Raw genomic sequence first — 14,695 nt, 5'->3', positions numbered from 1 at the left:
GGGACACATAGGTCGATCCCCTCGGTCCCGGCGGGACGGCCCAGTTCGAAGACGGTTTGAAGGTCACCGTGAGTCCGCCGGTCGCCAAGGGCGACGGCACCCACACCTTCTCCGTGACCTATGAGAACGGTACCGACGCCGAAGTGCTCCCAGGTGGCCCGTCGCTCGAAGACAGCGTCTCCGAGATCGGCCCGGCAGCGCTGGTCGTACGTCCCGGCAGAAGCTTCGACGACTACGTCACCGACTACGACCTGGACTGGCTGAATGACCAGGCAGCCGCCTCCGACCTGGTGCCGCCGCTCGCCGAGGGCGAGAAGCGCGCAGTACCCGTCCACGTCAAGCCGACCCGGGCAGGTGTCCCGGTCACCGTCGAGGTGGCCGTACCCGACACCGGCTACCGGGCGACTGCCTACTTCCAGCTCACCGTCGGCTGATACTGCTCATCCCGGCGCACCGTCCCTTGGCCACCGGCCGGTCGCGGGAGGGGTACGCACATGCCTCCTGTCGCCGGTGAGGGCCGTCGCCCCTCCCCCGGCATCTCGCACCTCGCAGCCCACGCCCCCGCGTCAGGTCGGCGCGGGGGCGGTGCCGGGCACGTGGTCGGCTCCGCGAGCCATCGGACGGTGCCGTTCCATGGATGATCGAGCAGGGGATCTCCGACCACGGCACACCACGCTGAACAGCCGCGGCCGGGGCGGTCAGGACGCGGCCGGGACCACCTCGTCGAGGCCGCGAGAGGCGACGAGCTGGGCACTGCCGTCGGCCAGGCGGTAGCACAGGCCCACCACGGCGGCCTGGCCGGCGGCGACCTTCTCGGCGAGCACCCGGGAGCGGTCCAGCAGCAGGTCGACGGTGTGCCTTATGTGCTCGGCGAGGATCTCGTCCGGCTCGACCCGTCCGGCGGCCCGCGCCGCCAGCACGCTGGGGGTCACGCGTTCGACGACGTCCCGGACGTACCCGGCCGGTGTCATGCCGTCCTCCAGCGCGGCGCACGCCGCGCCGACCGCGCCGCACGAGTCGTGACCGAGCACCACGACCAGCGGGCAGCCCAGCACGTCCACGCCGTACTCGATGCTGCCCAGCACCTCCGCGCCCACCACGTGGCCCGCGGTGCGCACCACGAACAGGTCGCCCAGGCCACGGTCGAAGATGATCTCGGCGGCCAGCCGGGAGTCCGAGCATCCGAACAGCACGGCGAAGGGCTGCTGGGACGGTGCGATCTCGGCGCGGCGGGTGGCGTCCTGGTTCGGGTGCTCCGGGGTGCCGGCGACGAAGCGCTGGTTACCGGACAACAGCAGCTCGAAGGCGTCTCGGGGCGTCGGGTTCTGGATCTCGGTCATGACCGCAGCTTAGAACCCGGCCCCCGTCGTCGCACCGCCCGGGCCCTCGGTCGTCGCCGGGTCGGGTGATGCCGACGGCTCGGGCGTCAGCATCAGGCGCCGGGCCCGGGCCGCCCGCCTCACCGCGGAACCCCGGCGCGCGGCGCCGCCGCCCGGTCCCGTACGGCCGGCCGACCGCCAGAGGGCAGCCGTCCCGCGGTTCCCCTGGTGGGTGGCTGGTCCGGAAGTGGTCCACTGGTGGGTGGCTGGTCCGGGAGTGAGGGAGGAGATGGCGGGCGCGGACGGAGGGCGGACCTTAAGTTGAGGGTGAGGGCTGTTGGGGCCGGAAGGGAGTGCCGCCGATGGCATCGCGGGTTGACCACGCGGCACTGTTCGCCGCCACACCGAGCCCGTACCTGGTACTCGGCCCGGACCTGATCATCGTCGATGTGAACCAGGCCTATCTGGAGGCCACCGAGCGCACCCGCGAGGACCTGCTCGGCCTGCACATCTTCACCGCGTTCCCCGACAACCCCGCCGACCCGGAGGCCGACGGGGTCCGCAACCTCGACGCTTCCCTGCACCGGGTCCTCGCCACCAGCCGGCCCGACACGATGGGCCTGCAGAAGTACGACATCCCCGTCACGGGCCGGCCGGGCGTCTTCGAGGAACGTTGGTGGTCCCCGGTGAACACACCCGTCCTGGGCCCGGACGGGCGGGTGGTCTACATCATCCACCGGGTCGAGGACGTCACCGCCTTCGTCAAAGCCCACCAGGCCGCGGAGCCCGCCGGGGTCCGGGTCGGCCAGTACTTGGGGGAGACCGAGGCGCTGGAGGCCGAACTGTACGCGCGGGCGCGGGAGCTGCAGCGGCTGAACGAGGAACTGCGCCAGGCCCACACGCGGGAACGCGAGGTCGCCCTCGCCCTGCAGGAAGCCATGCTCCATGCCCCCGACCTGGCCCAGCACCCCCACGATGTCACCGTGCGCTACCTGCCCGCCACCGGCTCCCTGAACGTGTGCGGTGACTGGTACGACGTCGTCGACATCCCACCCGACCGGCTCGCCCTCGCCGTCGGCGATGTCATCGGCCACGGCCTTCAGGCCGCCGCCGTCATGGGCATGCTCCGCAGCGCCCTGTCCGCTGCCACCCGCGCCCTGGAACGCCCCGCCCAGGCGCTGGAAGTCCTCGGCCTGTACGCCCGGTCCATCGAGGACGCTCTGGGGACCACCGCCGTCCAGGTGCTCATCGACACCCGCAGCCGCCTGATCACCTACAGCAACGCGGGTCACCCACCGCCGATACTCCTCCACCCCGACGGCGGCTGGGAACAGCTCGACCAGGCCACCGACCCACCGCTCGGCGCCCGCCCTCAGCACGTCCCGCGCCCACAGGCCAGCCTGCCCTACAGACCCGGCGACACCCTCGTGCTGTACACCGACGGGCTGATCGAGCGCCGCGGCGAGGACATCGACGCCGGCCTTGAGCGCCTGACCGATGTGCTCAGCAAATGTGGCCGCCTCGGCACCGGACAACTCGCCGACACCGTCCTGGCACGCCTCGGCGTCTCAAGCGGCGGCCGCGACGACATCGCGCTGATCGTGGTGCGACTCTGACCGGCGGGCAGGCCCGCCCGGCCCTCCCCTGCGGGGTGACGTCCGGCGACGAGGGCCTGGTGCCCGCCGTCGCCACGGCCACCGGTATCAGCGAGCACGGCGACACCTCGCTGGTGCCGGGTGGCCCCTTCGGCCTGCCGTGACGCCCCAGGACCGGGGGCAGCCGCCGTCAGCTCAGGGTGGCCAGCAGGCGCAAGCGCTCGGCGGACGGGGTGCCCTCCTGCGCGCCGCTGAAGATGATGCGTACCCCGGGGTCGTCGGTCAGCCGGACCACTTCCTCGTCGAGCGTCATGCTGCCGACCTGGGGGTGGCGGTACGCGCGTTGGGAGGGCAGGCAGTCGCTGACCGGGTGTTCCGACCAGATCCGCACGAAGTCCTGGCTATGGACGCTCAACTCGCCGATCAGCGCGTGCAGTTCCTGATCGTCCGGGTGATGGGCCGCGGCATGACGCAGGTAGGCGGTGAGGTCCCTGGCCTGCCTTTCCCAGTCCGGGAAGAGATCGCGGGCCGATGCGTCGAGGAAGGTGATCCGGGCGATGTTCGGACGGGGCTCGCCGGGGGCGTCCTGTGGTGCGGGCAGATTCCACAGGGCGTAGCCGAGCCGGTTGCCGCCCAGGAGGTCGGCGCGCCGGCCCACGATGATCGCCGCCTGGCTGCCCGCGGCCTCGACGAGGGCCTGGACCGCGGGGCGCAGCTGTTCGGGCTCGCCCACGCGGCTGCCGGCCCTGCTGGGCCGGGCCAGCCTGACCAGGTAGGCGCGCTCGTCGGGGGTCAGTTTCAGGACGCCGGCCAGGGAATCCAGGACCGAGTCCGAGACCTGATGGCTCTCCCCCCGCTCCAGGCGGGTGTAGTAGGTCACGCTGATGCCGGCGAGATGGGCCAGCTCCTCACGCCGCAGACCGGGTACGCGGCGCTGCCCGCACGACGCCACGCCCGTCTCCTCGGGCGTGAGGGCCGCCCGCCGGCTGCGCAGGAACGCCCCGAGCTCCATGGACGACGACCAGGTGCTGCTCATGCTTCGAGTGTCGCAAACCAGCCCGCCGTGGTGCCTGTCCATGCCGTGGTCACCCGGGCCCGAGCCCCGGGCGAAGGTGTCCGGCGCGCCTGTCACGACTGCACCTGTCCCGTGGGTGTCCATGGCATGGTCTGGTTGGCCGCCCAGCCGTGCCGGACGGTGGGGTCATGAACGTGATGCACTCCTCCGGAGGCACTTCCGCAGGCACCCCCGCAACCACTTCCGCAAGCGTCTCCGCGCGACATGCCGGGGCGGAAAGGGATCTGTTCGTCGTCACCGCCGCCACCAGCGACACCGGGTCCGCCGTTGTCCGGGCTCTCCTGGACCGCGGTTCGGCGGTCGTGGCCGTGGGCCGCGACCGCGAGCGGCTTCAGCCGTACGCCGAGCACGGTGCCCGGACCCACGTCAGCCCGCTCGACGACGCGGACCGGCTGTCCGCGGCCCTGGACGGCGCCACCGGCGCGTTCGTCATGCTGGCGCCGGGCATCCTCGCGACCAGTACGGACTTCCCGGCCTATCAGCGGGCTCTGATCACGGCTCAGGCGCGGGCCGTGCGGGAGGCGTACCGGCGCGGTTCCCTTCGCCGTGTGGTGACCTTGAGCGGCTGGGCCGCGAACCATCCGGGTGCGCGCGGGCCGGTCTGGGGGCTGAAGCGGCTGGAGGAAGCGATCGACGCCACCGGTGTACCGGCGGTCCACCTGCGGGCGGGTTCGTTCATGGAGAACCTGCGGACCGACATCGCCTCCATCAAGGCCACCGGCACCACCGGTGGTCTCGTTCCTCCGGACCTTCCCCTGCCGATGATCGCCGCCGCGGACATCGGGCAGGTCGCCGCGGAGTTCCTGCGCGGCGACCGCCCCTTCCTGCCCGGCCCGGTCGAGGTGGCCGGCCCTGCCTACCGGACCCTGGCCGAGGCCACCCGCGTGATCGGGGCCGCCGTCGGAGCCGACGACGCCCGGTACGTCCCCCGGTCCCGCGACGAGGTGCGTGGCATGTTGATCGAGTCGGGGTTCAGCGCCCACATGGCCGACGGAATCGTCGACATGACGCTCGATGTGGCCCAGGGACGCATCCGGCTGCTGGGCACGGGCCGGACGATCACCACCGGAACCACCCTGGAACAGTTCCTCGCCGCCGCCACCGCCTGAGCCTCCTCCCCTGCCACCCGGCACAGTCGACCCCGATCATGCTCAGCGGCCTCGACGCATCCTGCGTCACCCTCACCGACCGACGTACTCCCCACTGGAGCAAGCACACCCATGTCCCGCACGTCGCCGCGCCAGGCACCCGGTTTCCAGAGGTTCCGTCTCGGCAGTCTTCTGGTCACAGCCCTGTACGACGGATACGTCCCCATTCTCGCCGAGGACCTGCACGGCGAGCCGCAGGACGAGATACGCCGGCGCCTCACCGAGGCGTACCTGCCGGAGGAGGGCGATCCGCATACGGCCGTCATCGGCTTCCTCGTCGAGCACAACGGCAAGCGGGTTCTCGTCGACGCCGGCAGCGGCAACACGCTCGGCCCCACCGCCGGACACCTTCTTGAGGCACTGTCCGCCGCCGGGGTGGCGGCCGACGACATCGAGCACGTCCTCATCACCCATCTCCACCCCGACCACTGCGGCGGTCTTGCCACGGACGACGGCGAGCCCGTCTTCCCGCGGGCCACGGTCCATGTCGCCCGCGGCGAGGTCGACTACTGGCTCGACGAGGAGCACGCGCGGGCCGAGGGGGTCCGGAAGTTGATCCACGAGTCCGCGGCGTCCGCCCTGGCCCCCTACCGCAGGGCCGGCCGGCTCGACGCGTTCGACGGCCTGGACGCGCTGCCCGGCGTGCGCTCCCTCGACCAGCACGGGCACACCGCAGGACACAGCGGCTACCTGTTCGGTGAAGACGACCAACCAGTGCTCTTCTGGGGTGACACCGTCCACAGCCACATCGTCCAACTGCCGTGTCCTCACGTGTCGATCGCCATCGACAGTGACGAAGCCGGGGCTGTCGCCGCACGCGCGGGGGTGCTCGACCGAGTGGCCACCAGCGGATGGTGGGTCGCAGCGGCCCATCTGCCCTTCCCCGGCCTCGGCCACCTCCGCCGCGCCGGTGACGGCTACGACTGGGTACCGGTTCACTTCAAGCCGCTGATCCCGTAGCCGGGCCCCACCATCGGACCTCCCCTGAACCGAAGCCGCCGGCGCCAGGCTCGCGGCGTGGCGCCTGCGGGGTGGCGCGTCGGCTCAGCCCACGGTGAAGGTGCACCGACGTCGTCTCCACCAGCCGCGCCCAACGGGGCGGACACGAGGGCGCGGAGGAGTTGCTCGCGCGTGCGCAGCGGTCGCCGGCGGTGTTCGCGGGCGGGGACAGCGTCGCCGTGGGCGTACCGGGAGCGGGCGCGGAGGCCGCATTCCGCCGGCGCACGCCCATGGCGCCCCGGTCGGCCGTCGGCGGTGAGCTCCCCGACAGGGGAGGGCCCCGGCGTTCACCGGGGCCCTCCCCTGTCTCACACGCGCAGACGGACTCGCGTCGGGCTGTCGCCCTGCGCGGTGACCGTGGCCTCGCCGGTCCTGTCGTCCGGGGTGCGGCACTGGAGGGTGTAGACGCCCGCCCCCCGTACGGAGAGGGTGAAGCTGCCGTCGGCCCCGGAGAACGCGGCGATGTCGGGGTAGGGCCCCGGACCGGCGGTCAGATACACACTGGCCTCCGGGACCGGCCTGCCCGTCGTCGTGTCCTCCACGACCCCGGTGATCAGGTGGACGGAGTGATCGCCGTGCGCCACCTCAGGCCTTCCAGGCGACCAGGTTGTCGTAGACGGGCTGCGTGATCCTGGTCCCGGAGTTGACGGTCGCACCGCCGTAGGCGTGCACGGCGATGCCGTAGCGGCTGCCGTTGATGACGCGGTACACGGCGCTGCCGCTCTGCCCGCCGGCGGTGTCGATGTCGTAGTACACCTTCAACGGGTTCACCGAACTGATGCCTCGCGCGTCGTACCACTGGGTGCCCGGAGGCTTGTCGCCCGGGTAGCCGGAGATGTTGCCGGTGGTCTTCAGCAGATCGGCGTCCGGCCATGCTCCGAACCCGAACCATCCGGTGGTGGAGCCCAGTTCTGTGGGAATGATGATCGCGCCGTAGTCGTAGTTCTCGTCGCCCGACTCGGTCCATCCCCTCACGGAGCGGAAGTTGGTGCTGGTGACGGAGCCGAAGGGCAGGGTCGAGCCGTTGCGGCCCGGCATGACCTGGATGCTCTGGACCCAGCCGTGGTCGGGATGACCGGGGTGGTTGATGAACACCACGTGGCCGGCGGTCGCGAGCGTGTGCGGCCCGATGAACCAGGCGGTCGCGATGTACCGGTCGCCGTTCGCCGCCGTGATGAGCAGGGACGCGTGCACTCGCCAGGGATAGTCCACCGTGTTCGTGATCTGGACTCTGTCGTCCGGCAGGTGGACGGTCTCGGCCACCGGCCGGGGCGGACCGAACGACGCCACGCCGATGTCGGGCAGGTCCGCGGTCGGCGGGGTCCAAGCCTCGGCCGGCATCCTGTCGTACTCGGGACGCACATACCCTTCGACCTGTTCCAGTCCGTTGGAGCCTGCCTGCGCCGCGGTGCCCTCCACGCCCTCCGACGGGGGCTGGAAGAGAGCCTGCTCCGCGGTCAGGGCGAACTGTTCCTCGGGCTGGTTGGAGACAGAGGTGTGCTGATCGCGTGTCATGTTCCGAAGGCCTTCCTGCAGAGGCCGGCGCGTCGCGATCCACCGGCGAACGCCGACCGAACGTCCAGGGATGGACTGTTGAAGGGGGGACGGAAAGGAGTGGACCGGCTTGATGAGAACGCCACTTGACGTCCCCCTTGACGCCCCCTTTGTCACGATACGTCCGTCAGGGTGGTGACGCACCAGCGGGCTTCGGGCGATCGCGCCGACGGTTGTCACCACCGCGTCGACGGCTGGGAACCCGCTGGACAGGTTCAGGGGCGACCGGGTGGGCGCGGCCGGTCGCCGTGCCGGTGGAGTTCCACGGCCACCGGAGCGGCGGTGAAGACGGAGGAGTACGTGCCGACCGCGAGGCCGATGAGCAGGGCCAGGGCGAAGTCGGTGAGCGAGGATCCGCCGAGCACGGCGAGGGCGGTGAGGATGAAGGCGGCGCCCATGCCGGTGTTCACCGTGCGGGGCAGGGTCTGCACGATCGCCTGGTTCGCGATGTCGGCCAGCGGTGTTCCGGTGGCTTTGCGGGCGAGTTCCCTGACGCGGTCGAAGAGGACCACGGAGTCGTTCACCGAGTAGCCGATGACGGTGAGCAGGGCTGCCAGGAACACCCCGTCGACGGGCTTGCCGAGCCAGGCGAAGACGCCGACGAGGATCACCACGTCGTGGGCGAGGGCCGCCACCGCGGCGGTGCCGAAGAGCAGGCGGAAGCGCGCCGTCAGGTAGACGAGCTGTGCGCCGAGGGCGACGGCGAGCGCGATCAGGGCACCGCGGCGCAGCTCGTCCCCGAGGCTGGGGCCGATCAGTTCGTCGCGGACCTTGTCCGCCCCGCCCGCGAGGTCGCCTACGGTGCCGGTGATCTCGGTCTCCTCCGCGTCGGTCAGCGCATCGGTGCGCACGGTCAGGCCCCTGTCACCGGAGGACTGCACGACGGCCCGGGGGAAGCCGGCCTCCGCGAGCGCGGTGCGGGCCCGGTCGGCATCGACGGGCGCGCTCGTGTGGTACTCGATGAGGCGGCCACCGGTGAACTCCACACCGAGGTCGAGGCCGCGCACCGCGATGCCCGACGCGGCCAGGACGAGCACGGCGGCGGACGTGGCCAGCCAGCGGCGCGGGTGGCGCATGAGATGGGGGGCGCGCCGGGTGAGCCGGTCGCGGACGGCGCCCGTGGTCGCGATGCCGGTGAGACGGGGGCGGCGGCGCAGTCCGGGGCGGCCGGCGGCGTACTCGGCGAGCACGCGGGTGATCACCAGGGCGCTGAACATGGAGGCGAGCACGCCGATGCCGAGGGTGACACCGAAGCCCCGCACGGGCCCGGAGGCGAGGAAGAACAGCAGGGCGGCCGCGATCAGGGTGGTGATGTTGGAGTCGGCGATCGCGCTGAGAGCGTTGCGGAACCCGGCGGTCAGCGCCGAGCGGGCACTGGGGCGGCGGCGGGCCGCGTACTCCTCGCGGGCCCGTTCGAAGACCAGCACATTGGCGTCCACGGCCATGCCGATCGCCAGGACGAAGCCGGCCAGGCCGGGCAGGGTCAAGGTGGCGCCGAGCACGGCCAGAGCGGCGTAGGCGACCAGGCCGTAGCAGACCAGGGCCACGGCGGCCAGCACCCCCATCAGCCGGTAGACGACGATGATGAACAGCGAGGTCAGCGCCGTGCCGATGGCCGCGGCCCAGGCGCTGGCCGTGATGGCCCGCGCGCCCAGGGTCGGGCCGACGGTGCGCTGTTCGACGGTCTCGACCGGCACGGGAAGGGCTCCGCCGTTGATGAGCAGGGACAGCTCGCGGGCTTCCTCGGGGGCGAAGGAGCCCGTGATCTGTGTGGCGCCGTCGCGGATGCCGGTCCGGCACGCGACGGACGGGGCGACCTGCGGTGAGGAGATGACCTTGCCGTCGAGGACGATGGCGATCCGCCGCTCCGGGTCGCCCGGCGGATGGCAGGCGGCCTCGCCGGTCAGCCGGGCCCAGCCGTCACGGCCGGCGCCCGCGAAGCCGACGGTGACGTGCCATCCGGCGCCGCCCTGCTGGTCGAAGCGGGCGGCGGCCTCCTTGACGTGCGCGCCGGTGAGAGCCGCGGCACCGAGGCGCAGCGGCGTGCCGGACTCATCGGGCAGAACGGATTGCCGGGGCCTCTTCGGCAGGGTCCGCGAGCCGTCGTCCGCGCGCTCAGCGGTGCCGAGCACCGGGTGGAAGGTGAGCTGCGCGGTGCGGCCCAGGACGGCGACGGCCTTCTTCGGGTCCTGTACACCGGGCAGTTCGACGAGGATGCGGTCGTCGCCGGAGCGGACGAGGGTGGGTTCGGCGACACCGAGCGCGTCGACGCGGCCGCGCAGCACCTCCAGGGTGCGGTCGGTGACCGCGCGGTCGGTGTCGGTGGCGGCGGTGGGCCGGGTCTGGAGCACGATCTGGGTGCCGCCGCGCAGGTCGAGTCCGAGGCGGACCGGCACGGTGACGGCGATGTACAGGGAAACGGCGATGACGGCGAGGGCGAGCGACGCTCTCACCCGCGGGGAACGGGTCAACGGGGGCCTCCGGCAGGCACACCACGGCCACGGCGGCGGCCGGAGAGTGGCCGCTGACCGGGGGCGGGGTGAGCGGTGAACGGAAATGAGGGGGTGTCAGGTGCCTCAGGCCACAGGCGGTGCCCGTCCACGGTCACGGGGTGCGTGAGAGTTCGAGGAGGGGACGTGCCCGGTCGACTCCGTGGGCCGCGCCGGGCGGGGCGGGGCAACGGTCGTGCTCCGGGGGCGGAGGGCGAGGTGGCAGCGCGGAGCCGGATGCTCGCGGTGCTGCTCCTGGCGTGATGCCGCCCGCACGGTGCAGACGGGGTCACAGCCGTCGTCGCAGACGGGGTCACAGCCGTCGTCGGCGTGCAGCCCGGCGTCGCGGTGGTGACCCGCTGCCGCCGCCGCTACGGCCGCAGGGGCGCTTGTCGCTTCCAGGCCGGTCGTGCCCGCCAGACCACTTGTCGCCGCCAGACCGCTCGTCGCCGCCGAGCCGGTCGTGGCCGCCGAGCCGGTCGTGGCCGACAGACCGGTCGTCCACGCCAGACCACTCGTCGACGCCACACCACTCGTGGCCGCCGAACCGGTCGTGGCCGCCGAACCGGTCGTGGCCGCCGAACCGGTCGTGGCCGACAGACCGGTCGTCCATGCCAGACCACTCGTGGCCGCCGGACCAGTCGTGGCCGCCGGACCACTCGTCGCCACCGGGCCACTCGTCGCCGCCACACCCCTCGTCGCCGCGGGGCCGGCGAGGCCCACCGTGGCCAGCAGCGTCAGGACGACCGCCAGCGCGGCGACGGCAGAGTGGCGGGCGCTGCCGGGGCAGGGGGTGGTGCGCGCAGGGTGGTGCATGCCCCGTCCCCTCTCCTCGTGGTGTGCGGGCGCGGGTGTCCGGTCCGGGAGCGGGCGGCTGCCGGCGGGGACCGGACGGAAGCTCAGGGTTCGATCAGGCCGACACGGATGGCGTAGCGGGTGAGTTCCAGGCGGTCCCGCAGACCGAGCTTCTGCAGCAGATTGGCGCGGTGCCGCTGGACCGTCTTGACGCTGATGAACAGCAGCTCCGCGATCTCCTTGGACGAGTGCCCCTCGGCCACCAGCTTCAGGACCTCCTCCTCGCGGGGGGTGAGGACCTGATCGGGGGCTTCCTCGCCGCGCCGGGCCCGGTCCAGGTAGTTGCGGATCAGGGCGGTGACCGCGCCGGGATACAGGAACGGTTCGTCCCGCATCGCGGCCCGGCACGCGGCGACCAGGTCCCGGTCGGCGACCGACTTCAGCACGTACCCGCTGGCACCGGCCTTCAGAGCCTGGAAGAAGTACTGCTCGTTGTCGTGCATGGTGAGCATCAGGATCCGCAGACCCGGCTTGAGGACGGCCAGTTCCCGGGCGGCCTGCAAGCCGGTCATGCGCGGCATGGCGATGTCCAGGACGGCCAGGTCGACGTCACTTGTGCGGGCCAGTTCGACGGCCTCGGCGCCGTCACCGGCCTCGGCGACCACCTCCAGGTCCGGTTCCTGGTCGAGGATGAGCCGCACACCCCGGCGGACCAGCGCGTGGTCGTCGGCGAGCAGGATGCGGATGGTGCTGCGGGAGGCCCTCCAGGGCGGCGTTCCCGTCGGGGAAGTGGTGGCGTCGTCGGGCATGGTCAGGGCTGCTTCCTCGGAACGGACGCGGTGAGCTGGACCCGGGTGCCGGTACCGGGTGCCGGGGTGATCTCAAGGCTGCCCCCGATGAGCAGGGCCCGCTCGCGCATCCCGCGGATGCCGGCGCCTTCGCGAGGGGCCTCGATGCCGGAGCCGTCGTCGGTGACCGTCAGCACCACGCTGTCGTCGGCGTGGCGCAGGGCGACCGTCACCCGCTGGGCGTCCGCGTGACGGGCGACGTTGGTCAGGGACTCCTGGGCGACGCGGTAGAGGACCAGTTCGGTCTCCGGCGCGAGGGCGGGCAGGTCGGCGTCGAAGCGCCGGCTGACCCGCAGCCCGGTGTGCGTGGCGAAGTCCTCGGTGAGCGAGGTCAGCGCGCTGACCAGGCCCAGGTCGTCCAGCACGCCGGGCCGCAGCCGGCGCACCAGGCGACGGACCTCGTCGAGGCTCTCCCGGGTGATCTCCTGCACCTCGTGCAGCTCTTCCCGCAGTGCCGCCGGCGCCTCGTCCGCGGCCCGCTTGAGTCCCAGCAGGATCGCGGTCATGCTCTGGCCGACCTCGTCGTGCAACTCCTGGGCGATACGGCGGCGTTCGGCCTCCTGGGCCAGCAGGGCCCGGGCGCTGCTGGTGGCCCTTTCGTGCTCCAGCCGCTCCAGCATGGCGTTGAACGTGCGGATCACCTCGGCGACCTCGCCGCCTCCGGAAGCGGGCAGACGTTGGCCGGGGCGCAGCAGGTCCACGGTGGTCATCAGCTTCGTGAGCCGGTCGAGCGGGGCCAGGCCGAGCCGCAGCAGCGCGGCGTTGGCGACCAGCATCACGGCCAGGCCGCCGACGAGGATGACGGCCTCGGTGAGCAGGACCGGCACCGAGACGGTCACCGGAGCCCACAGGAGCAGCGCGGTCGCCGTGCCCAGCACGACGGCGTTCAGGGCGAAGATCCGCCAGAACAAGGACACCGGCCCAACGCCTCCCCTTCTACAACCTCGCTCCACCTCCACTGTCGGCCATCGCGCAGCCCCACCGCGTCCACGGTACCGGGGCGCTCGGGTGCGCCTGCGGCCAGCGTCTCCCGTCCCACGTGCCGCGTCGATGGGGCCGGGACCCCATTTCCCGGGGTGCGCGCCACCCATGGTCGGTCCGTATGGGTCCCGTGCCCCGGCGTAGATGGGGCCCGCGCCCGATAGGTGTCCGCCGCCGGACCGGCCATGGTGGGAGGCACACGATCACCGCCCACGAGAAGCGTCGGCTCGGCAACGCCGCCGCGCTGTGCGCCGCCGCGAAAGGGACTGACCATGTCACTCGACGTCACCCGGGCCGAACCCCATCCGGACGAGGCCCGGCGGCACCTGGAGCACGCCCGCGTCTCCCGGCTGGCCCAGCTGCGAGCCCTCGACGAGACCCGGCAGACCACGGACGCGTACCTGTTGTCCGAGCAGAGGGCCGCCATGAAGCGGGCCCTGAAGGAGATCGAAGAAGCCTTCACCCGCATCGACGACGGCACCTACGGCACCTGCCAGGACTGCGCCAAGCCCATCCCCGCGGAACGGCTGGAGATCCTCCCCTACACCCGGTGCTGCGTCGCCTGCCAGCGCCGAGCCACCTGACCACCGCCCGCGCCGACCTCCCGCCCTCTGCCCTCGAAGGGGTGAAGTGGTGAACCACCAGACCATCGGCCAGAGCACGACCCACCTGTCGGCCGAGGACCTCGCCGCACTGCGCCGGGACCTTCATGAGCAGTGCCGGTTCCGCCAGGAGCAACTGCTGCAGCTCGCCGGACCGGTCACCTCACGCGCCGAGGACCGGCTGCAGCGGCAGGCCGCCGCGCAGATCGAGGTCCGCGTCAAGCTCGCCGCGTCCGCCCGCATGGTTCTCGCCGACGTCGAGGCGGCCCTCCGACGCATGGACGACGGCTCGTACGGCACCTGCCACCTGTGCCGGCGCCCCATCGACCGGGAACGGCTGATGATCGTGCCGCAGTGCCGCTACTGCGCCCGCTGCCAGCAGGTCAGGGAGGCGATCCCATGACCGGCGTCGACCACTCCGGCACGACCGCTGCCCGGCACCGGCCCTGGCCGCTGTGCCGGCGCTGCTGCGGCATCGCCCTGGACATGGGAAGCGCCCGCACCCGCGCCTGGATCGCCGGAAAGGGTGTGGTCGTCGACGTACCCACCGTGACCTTCCCGGGCGCCGGCGCGGTCCACCCCGTCCAGCGCGGCACCATCATCGACACCCCGGAGTGCGCCCGCATGCTGCAGCGCCTCCTCGCCCACCGTCTGCCCCGCTCCGCCCGCCCCATGGTCATCGTCACCGCGCCCGTCCTGGACGGCCTCGCCTACCGCACCCAGGCCCGCACCGCGGTCGACGTGCTCCGGCCGCACAGCGTCCTGACGGTGCCCGGCGCCCGTGCCATCGCCGTGGCGGCCGGGGCGGACATGTCCCGTCCGCTGATGGTGGTGGACATCGGCGCCCACCTCACCGAGGTGGTGCTGCTGGGTGACGGCGACATCACCGACGCGCGCCGCACCGCCCTGGGCACCAGCGATCTGGACGACACGACCACACCCGGGGAGATCGCCGGGGTGGTGGCCTCGATGGTGACCGCGATGCTGCGGCAGGACCGCACCTCGTTCACCGCCGACGCGGTGCACCGCGGCATCCTGCTGGCCGGTGGCGGTGCCCTGCGTCCCGAGGTCATCCGCCACCTCACCGAGCAGCGGCACATGCCGGTGCGCGTGGTCCCGGCTCCGCACACCGCATCGGTTCGCGGCGCCGCCAGGCTTCTGCAAGCCGCCCACACCCACCCCTCCGCCTCCTCCGACCCTCTCCCGCCGGCCGTCCGCCCCCACCGGACGGTGTGAGCGGGCTCGGCGTGAGCCCGAGGCTGTGGCGTGCGGATCGTCCCGGGGCCGCGG

General features: G+C 72.5%; 15 protein-coding genes. 7 read left to right on the top strand and 8 right to left on the bottom strand.

The features are described 5' to 3' along the window. Positions 1 to 68: 68 nt before the first annotated feature. Entirely contained in the window at positions 69 to 434 is a 366-nt protein-coding gene (locus C3492_RS13140) for a hypothetical protein (RefSeq protein ID WP_146075677.1), read from the top strand. 264 nt (positions 435 to 698) lie between these two features. Here the strand turns inward: C3492_RS13140 and C3492_RS13135 are convergent, their stop codons facing one another. Then, positions 699 to 1,340: a carbonic anhydrase gene (locus C3492_RS13135; protein ID WP_103811931.1), complete on the bottom strand. Its 642-nt coding sequence runs from the start codon at positions 1,338 to 1,340 to the stop codon at positions 699 to 701. Positions 1,341 to 1,681: 341 nt separating this feature from the next. Between C3492_RS13135 and C3492_RS13130 the strand changes: the two genes are divergently transcribed. Beyond that, positions 1,682 to 2,935, top strand: a complete 1,254-nt coding sequence (locus C3492_RS13130) for a PP2C family protein-serine/threonine phosphatase (protein ID WP_103811930.1) — start codon at positions 1,682 to 1,684, stop codon at positions 2,933 to 2,935. Between the two features lie 169 nt (positions 2,936 to 3,104). Here the strand turns inward: C3492_RS13130 and C3492_RS13125 are convergent, their stop codons facing one another. Then, entirely contained in the window at positions 3,105 to 3,950 is an 846-nt protein-coding gene (locus C3492_RS13125) for a helix-turn-helix domain-containing protein (RefSeq protein ID WP_181140342.1), read from the bottom strand. A gap of 167 nt (positions 3,951 to 4,117) precedes the next feature. Here C3492_RS13125 and C3492_RS13120 point away from each other — a divergent pair, with 167 nt between their 5' ends. Together C3492_RS13120 and C3492_RS13115 are read left to right on the top strand one after the other, a co-directional pair. Beyond that, positions 4,118 to 5,098 (top strand): NmrA family NAD(P)-binding protein, encoded by a 981-nt coding sequence (locus tag C3492_RS13120; RefSeq protein WP_103811928.1) that lies wholly within the window; start codon positions 4,118 to 4,120, stop codon positions 5,096 to 5,098. A gap of 111 nt (positions 5,099 to 5,209) precedes the next feature. After that, the gene (locus C3492_RS13115) at positions 5,210 to 6,097 is read left to right on the top strand and encodes an MBL fold metallo-hydrolase (RefSeq protein ID WP_103811927.1); all 888 of its coding nucleotides are present in this window, start codon (positions 5,210 to 5,212) and stop codon (positions 6,095 to 6,097) included. Between the two features lie 347 nt (positions 6,098 to 6,444). On the opposite strand, the gene C3492_RS13110 is transcribed toward C3492_RS13115, so the two are convergent. From C3492_RS13110 to C3492_RS13085, 6 genes are all read right to left on the bottom strand, one after another. Further along, positions 6,445 to 6,720 carry a carboxypeptidase regulatory-like domain-containing protein gene (locus C3492_RS13110; RefSeq protein ID WP_181140341.1) on the bottom strand — a complete coding sequence of 92 codons (276 nt, stop codon included), beginning with the start codon at positions 6,718 to 6,720 and terminating at the stop codon, positions 6,445 to 6,447. 1 nt (position 6,721) lies between these two features. Then, positions 6,722 to 7,651, bottom strand: a complete 930-nt coding sequence (locus C3492_RS13105) for a serine protease (RefSeq protein ID WP_103811925.1) — start codon at positions 7,649 to 7,651, stop codon at positions 6,722 to 6,724. A 254-nt stretch (positions 7,652 to 7,905) separates the two neighbouring features. Continuing rightward, entirely contained in the window at positions 7,906 to 10,161 is a 2,256-nt protein-coding gene (secD, locus tag C3492_RS13100; protein ID WP_103811924.1) for a protein translocase subunit SecD, read from the bottom strand. A 331-nt stretch (positions 10,162 to 10,492) separates the two neighbouring features. Continuing rightward, on the bottom strand, positions 10,493 to 10,792 hold the full coding sequence (locus C3492_RS44595) for a hypothetical protein (protein ID WP_181140340.1): 300 nt from the start codon (positions 10,790 to 10,792) through the stop codon (positions 10,493 to 10,495). Positions 10,793 to 11,078: 286 nt separating this feature from the next. After that, positions 11,079 to 11,783, bottom strand: a complete 705-nt coding sequence (locus C3492_RS13090; protein ID WP_103811923.1) for a response regulator transcription factor — start codon at positions 11,781 to 11,783, stop codon at positions 11,079 to 11,081. A 2-nt stretch (positions 11,784 to 11,785) separates the two neighbouring features. Further along, complete coding sequence (locus C3492_RS13085) at positions 11,786 to 12,739, bottom strand: sensor histidine kinase (protein ID WP_103811922.1); 954 nt, start codon at positions 12,737 to 12,739, stop codon at positions 11,786 to 11,788. A 336-nt stretch (positions 12,740 to 13,075) separates the two neighbouring features. Here C3492_RS13085 and C3492_RS13080 point away from each other — a divergent pair, with 336 nt between their 5' ends. The 3 genes from C3492_RS13080 to C3492_RS13070 are packed head-to-tail and all read left to right on the top strand — an operon-like array spanning position 13,076 to position 14,641. Further along, positions 13,076 to 13,387 (top strand): TraR/DksA C4-type zinc finger protein, encoded by a 312-nt coding sequence (locus C3492_RS13080; RefSeq protein WP_103811921.1) that lies wholly within the window; start codon positions 13,076 to 13,078, stop codon positions 13,385 to 13,387. A 46-nt stretch (positions 13,388 to 13,433) separates the two neighbouring features. Next, positions 13,434 to 13,808, top strand: coding sequence for a TraR/DksA C4-type zinc finger protein (locus C3492_RS13075; RefSeq protein ID WP_103811920.1), 375 nt, complete (start codon positions 13,434 to 13,436; stop codon positions 13,806 to 13,808). Beyond that, complete coding sequence (locus C3492_RS13070) at positions 13,805 to 14,641, top strand: rod shape-determining protein (RefSeq protein ID WP_103811919.1); 837 nt, start codon at positions 13,805 to 13,807, stop codon at positions 14,639 to 14,641. Before C3492_RS13075 ends, C3492_RS13070 begins: the two co-directional genes overlap by 4 nt. Positions 14,642 to 14,695 lie beyond the last annotated feature (54 nt).

Origin of the sequence: Streptomyces sp. Ru62 (assembly GCF_002920615.1) — a bacterium.
Taxonomy (GTDB): Bacteria; Actinomycetota; Actinomycetes; order Streptomycetales; family Streptomycetaceae; genus Streptomyces.
This window is presented reverse-complemented; position numbering and strand designations above follow the sequence as displayed.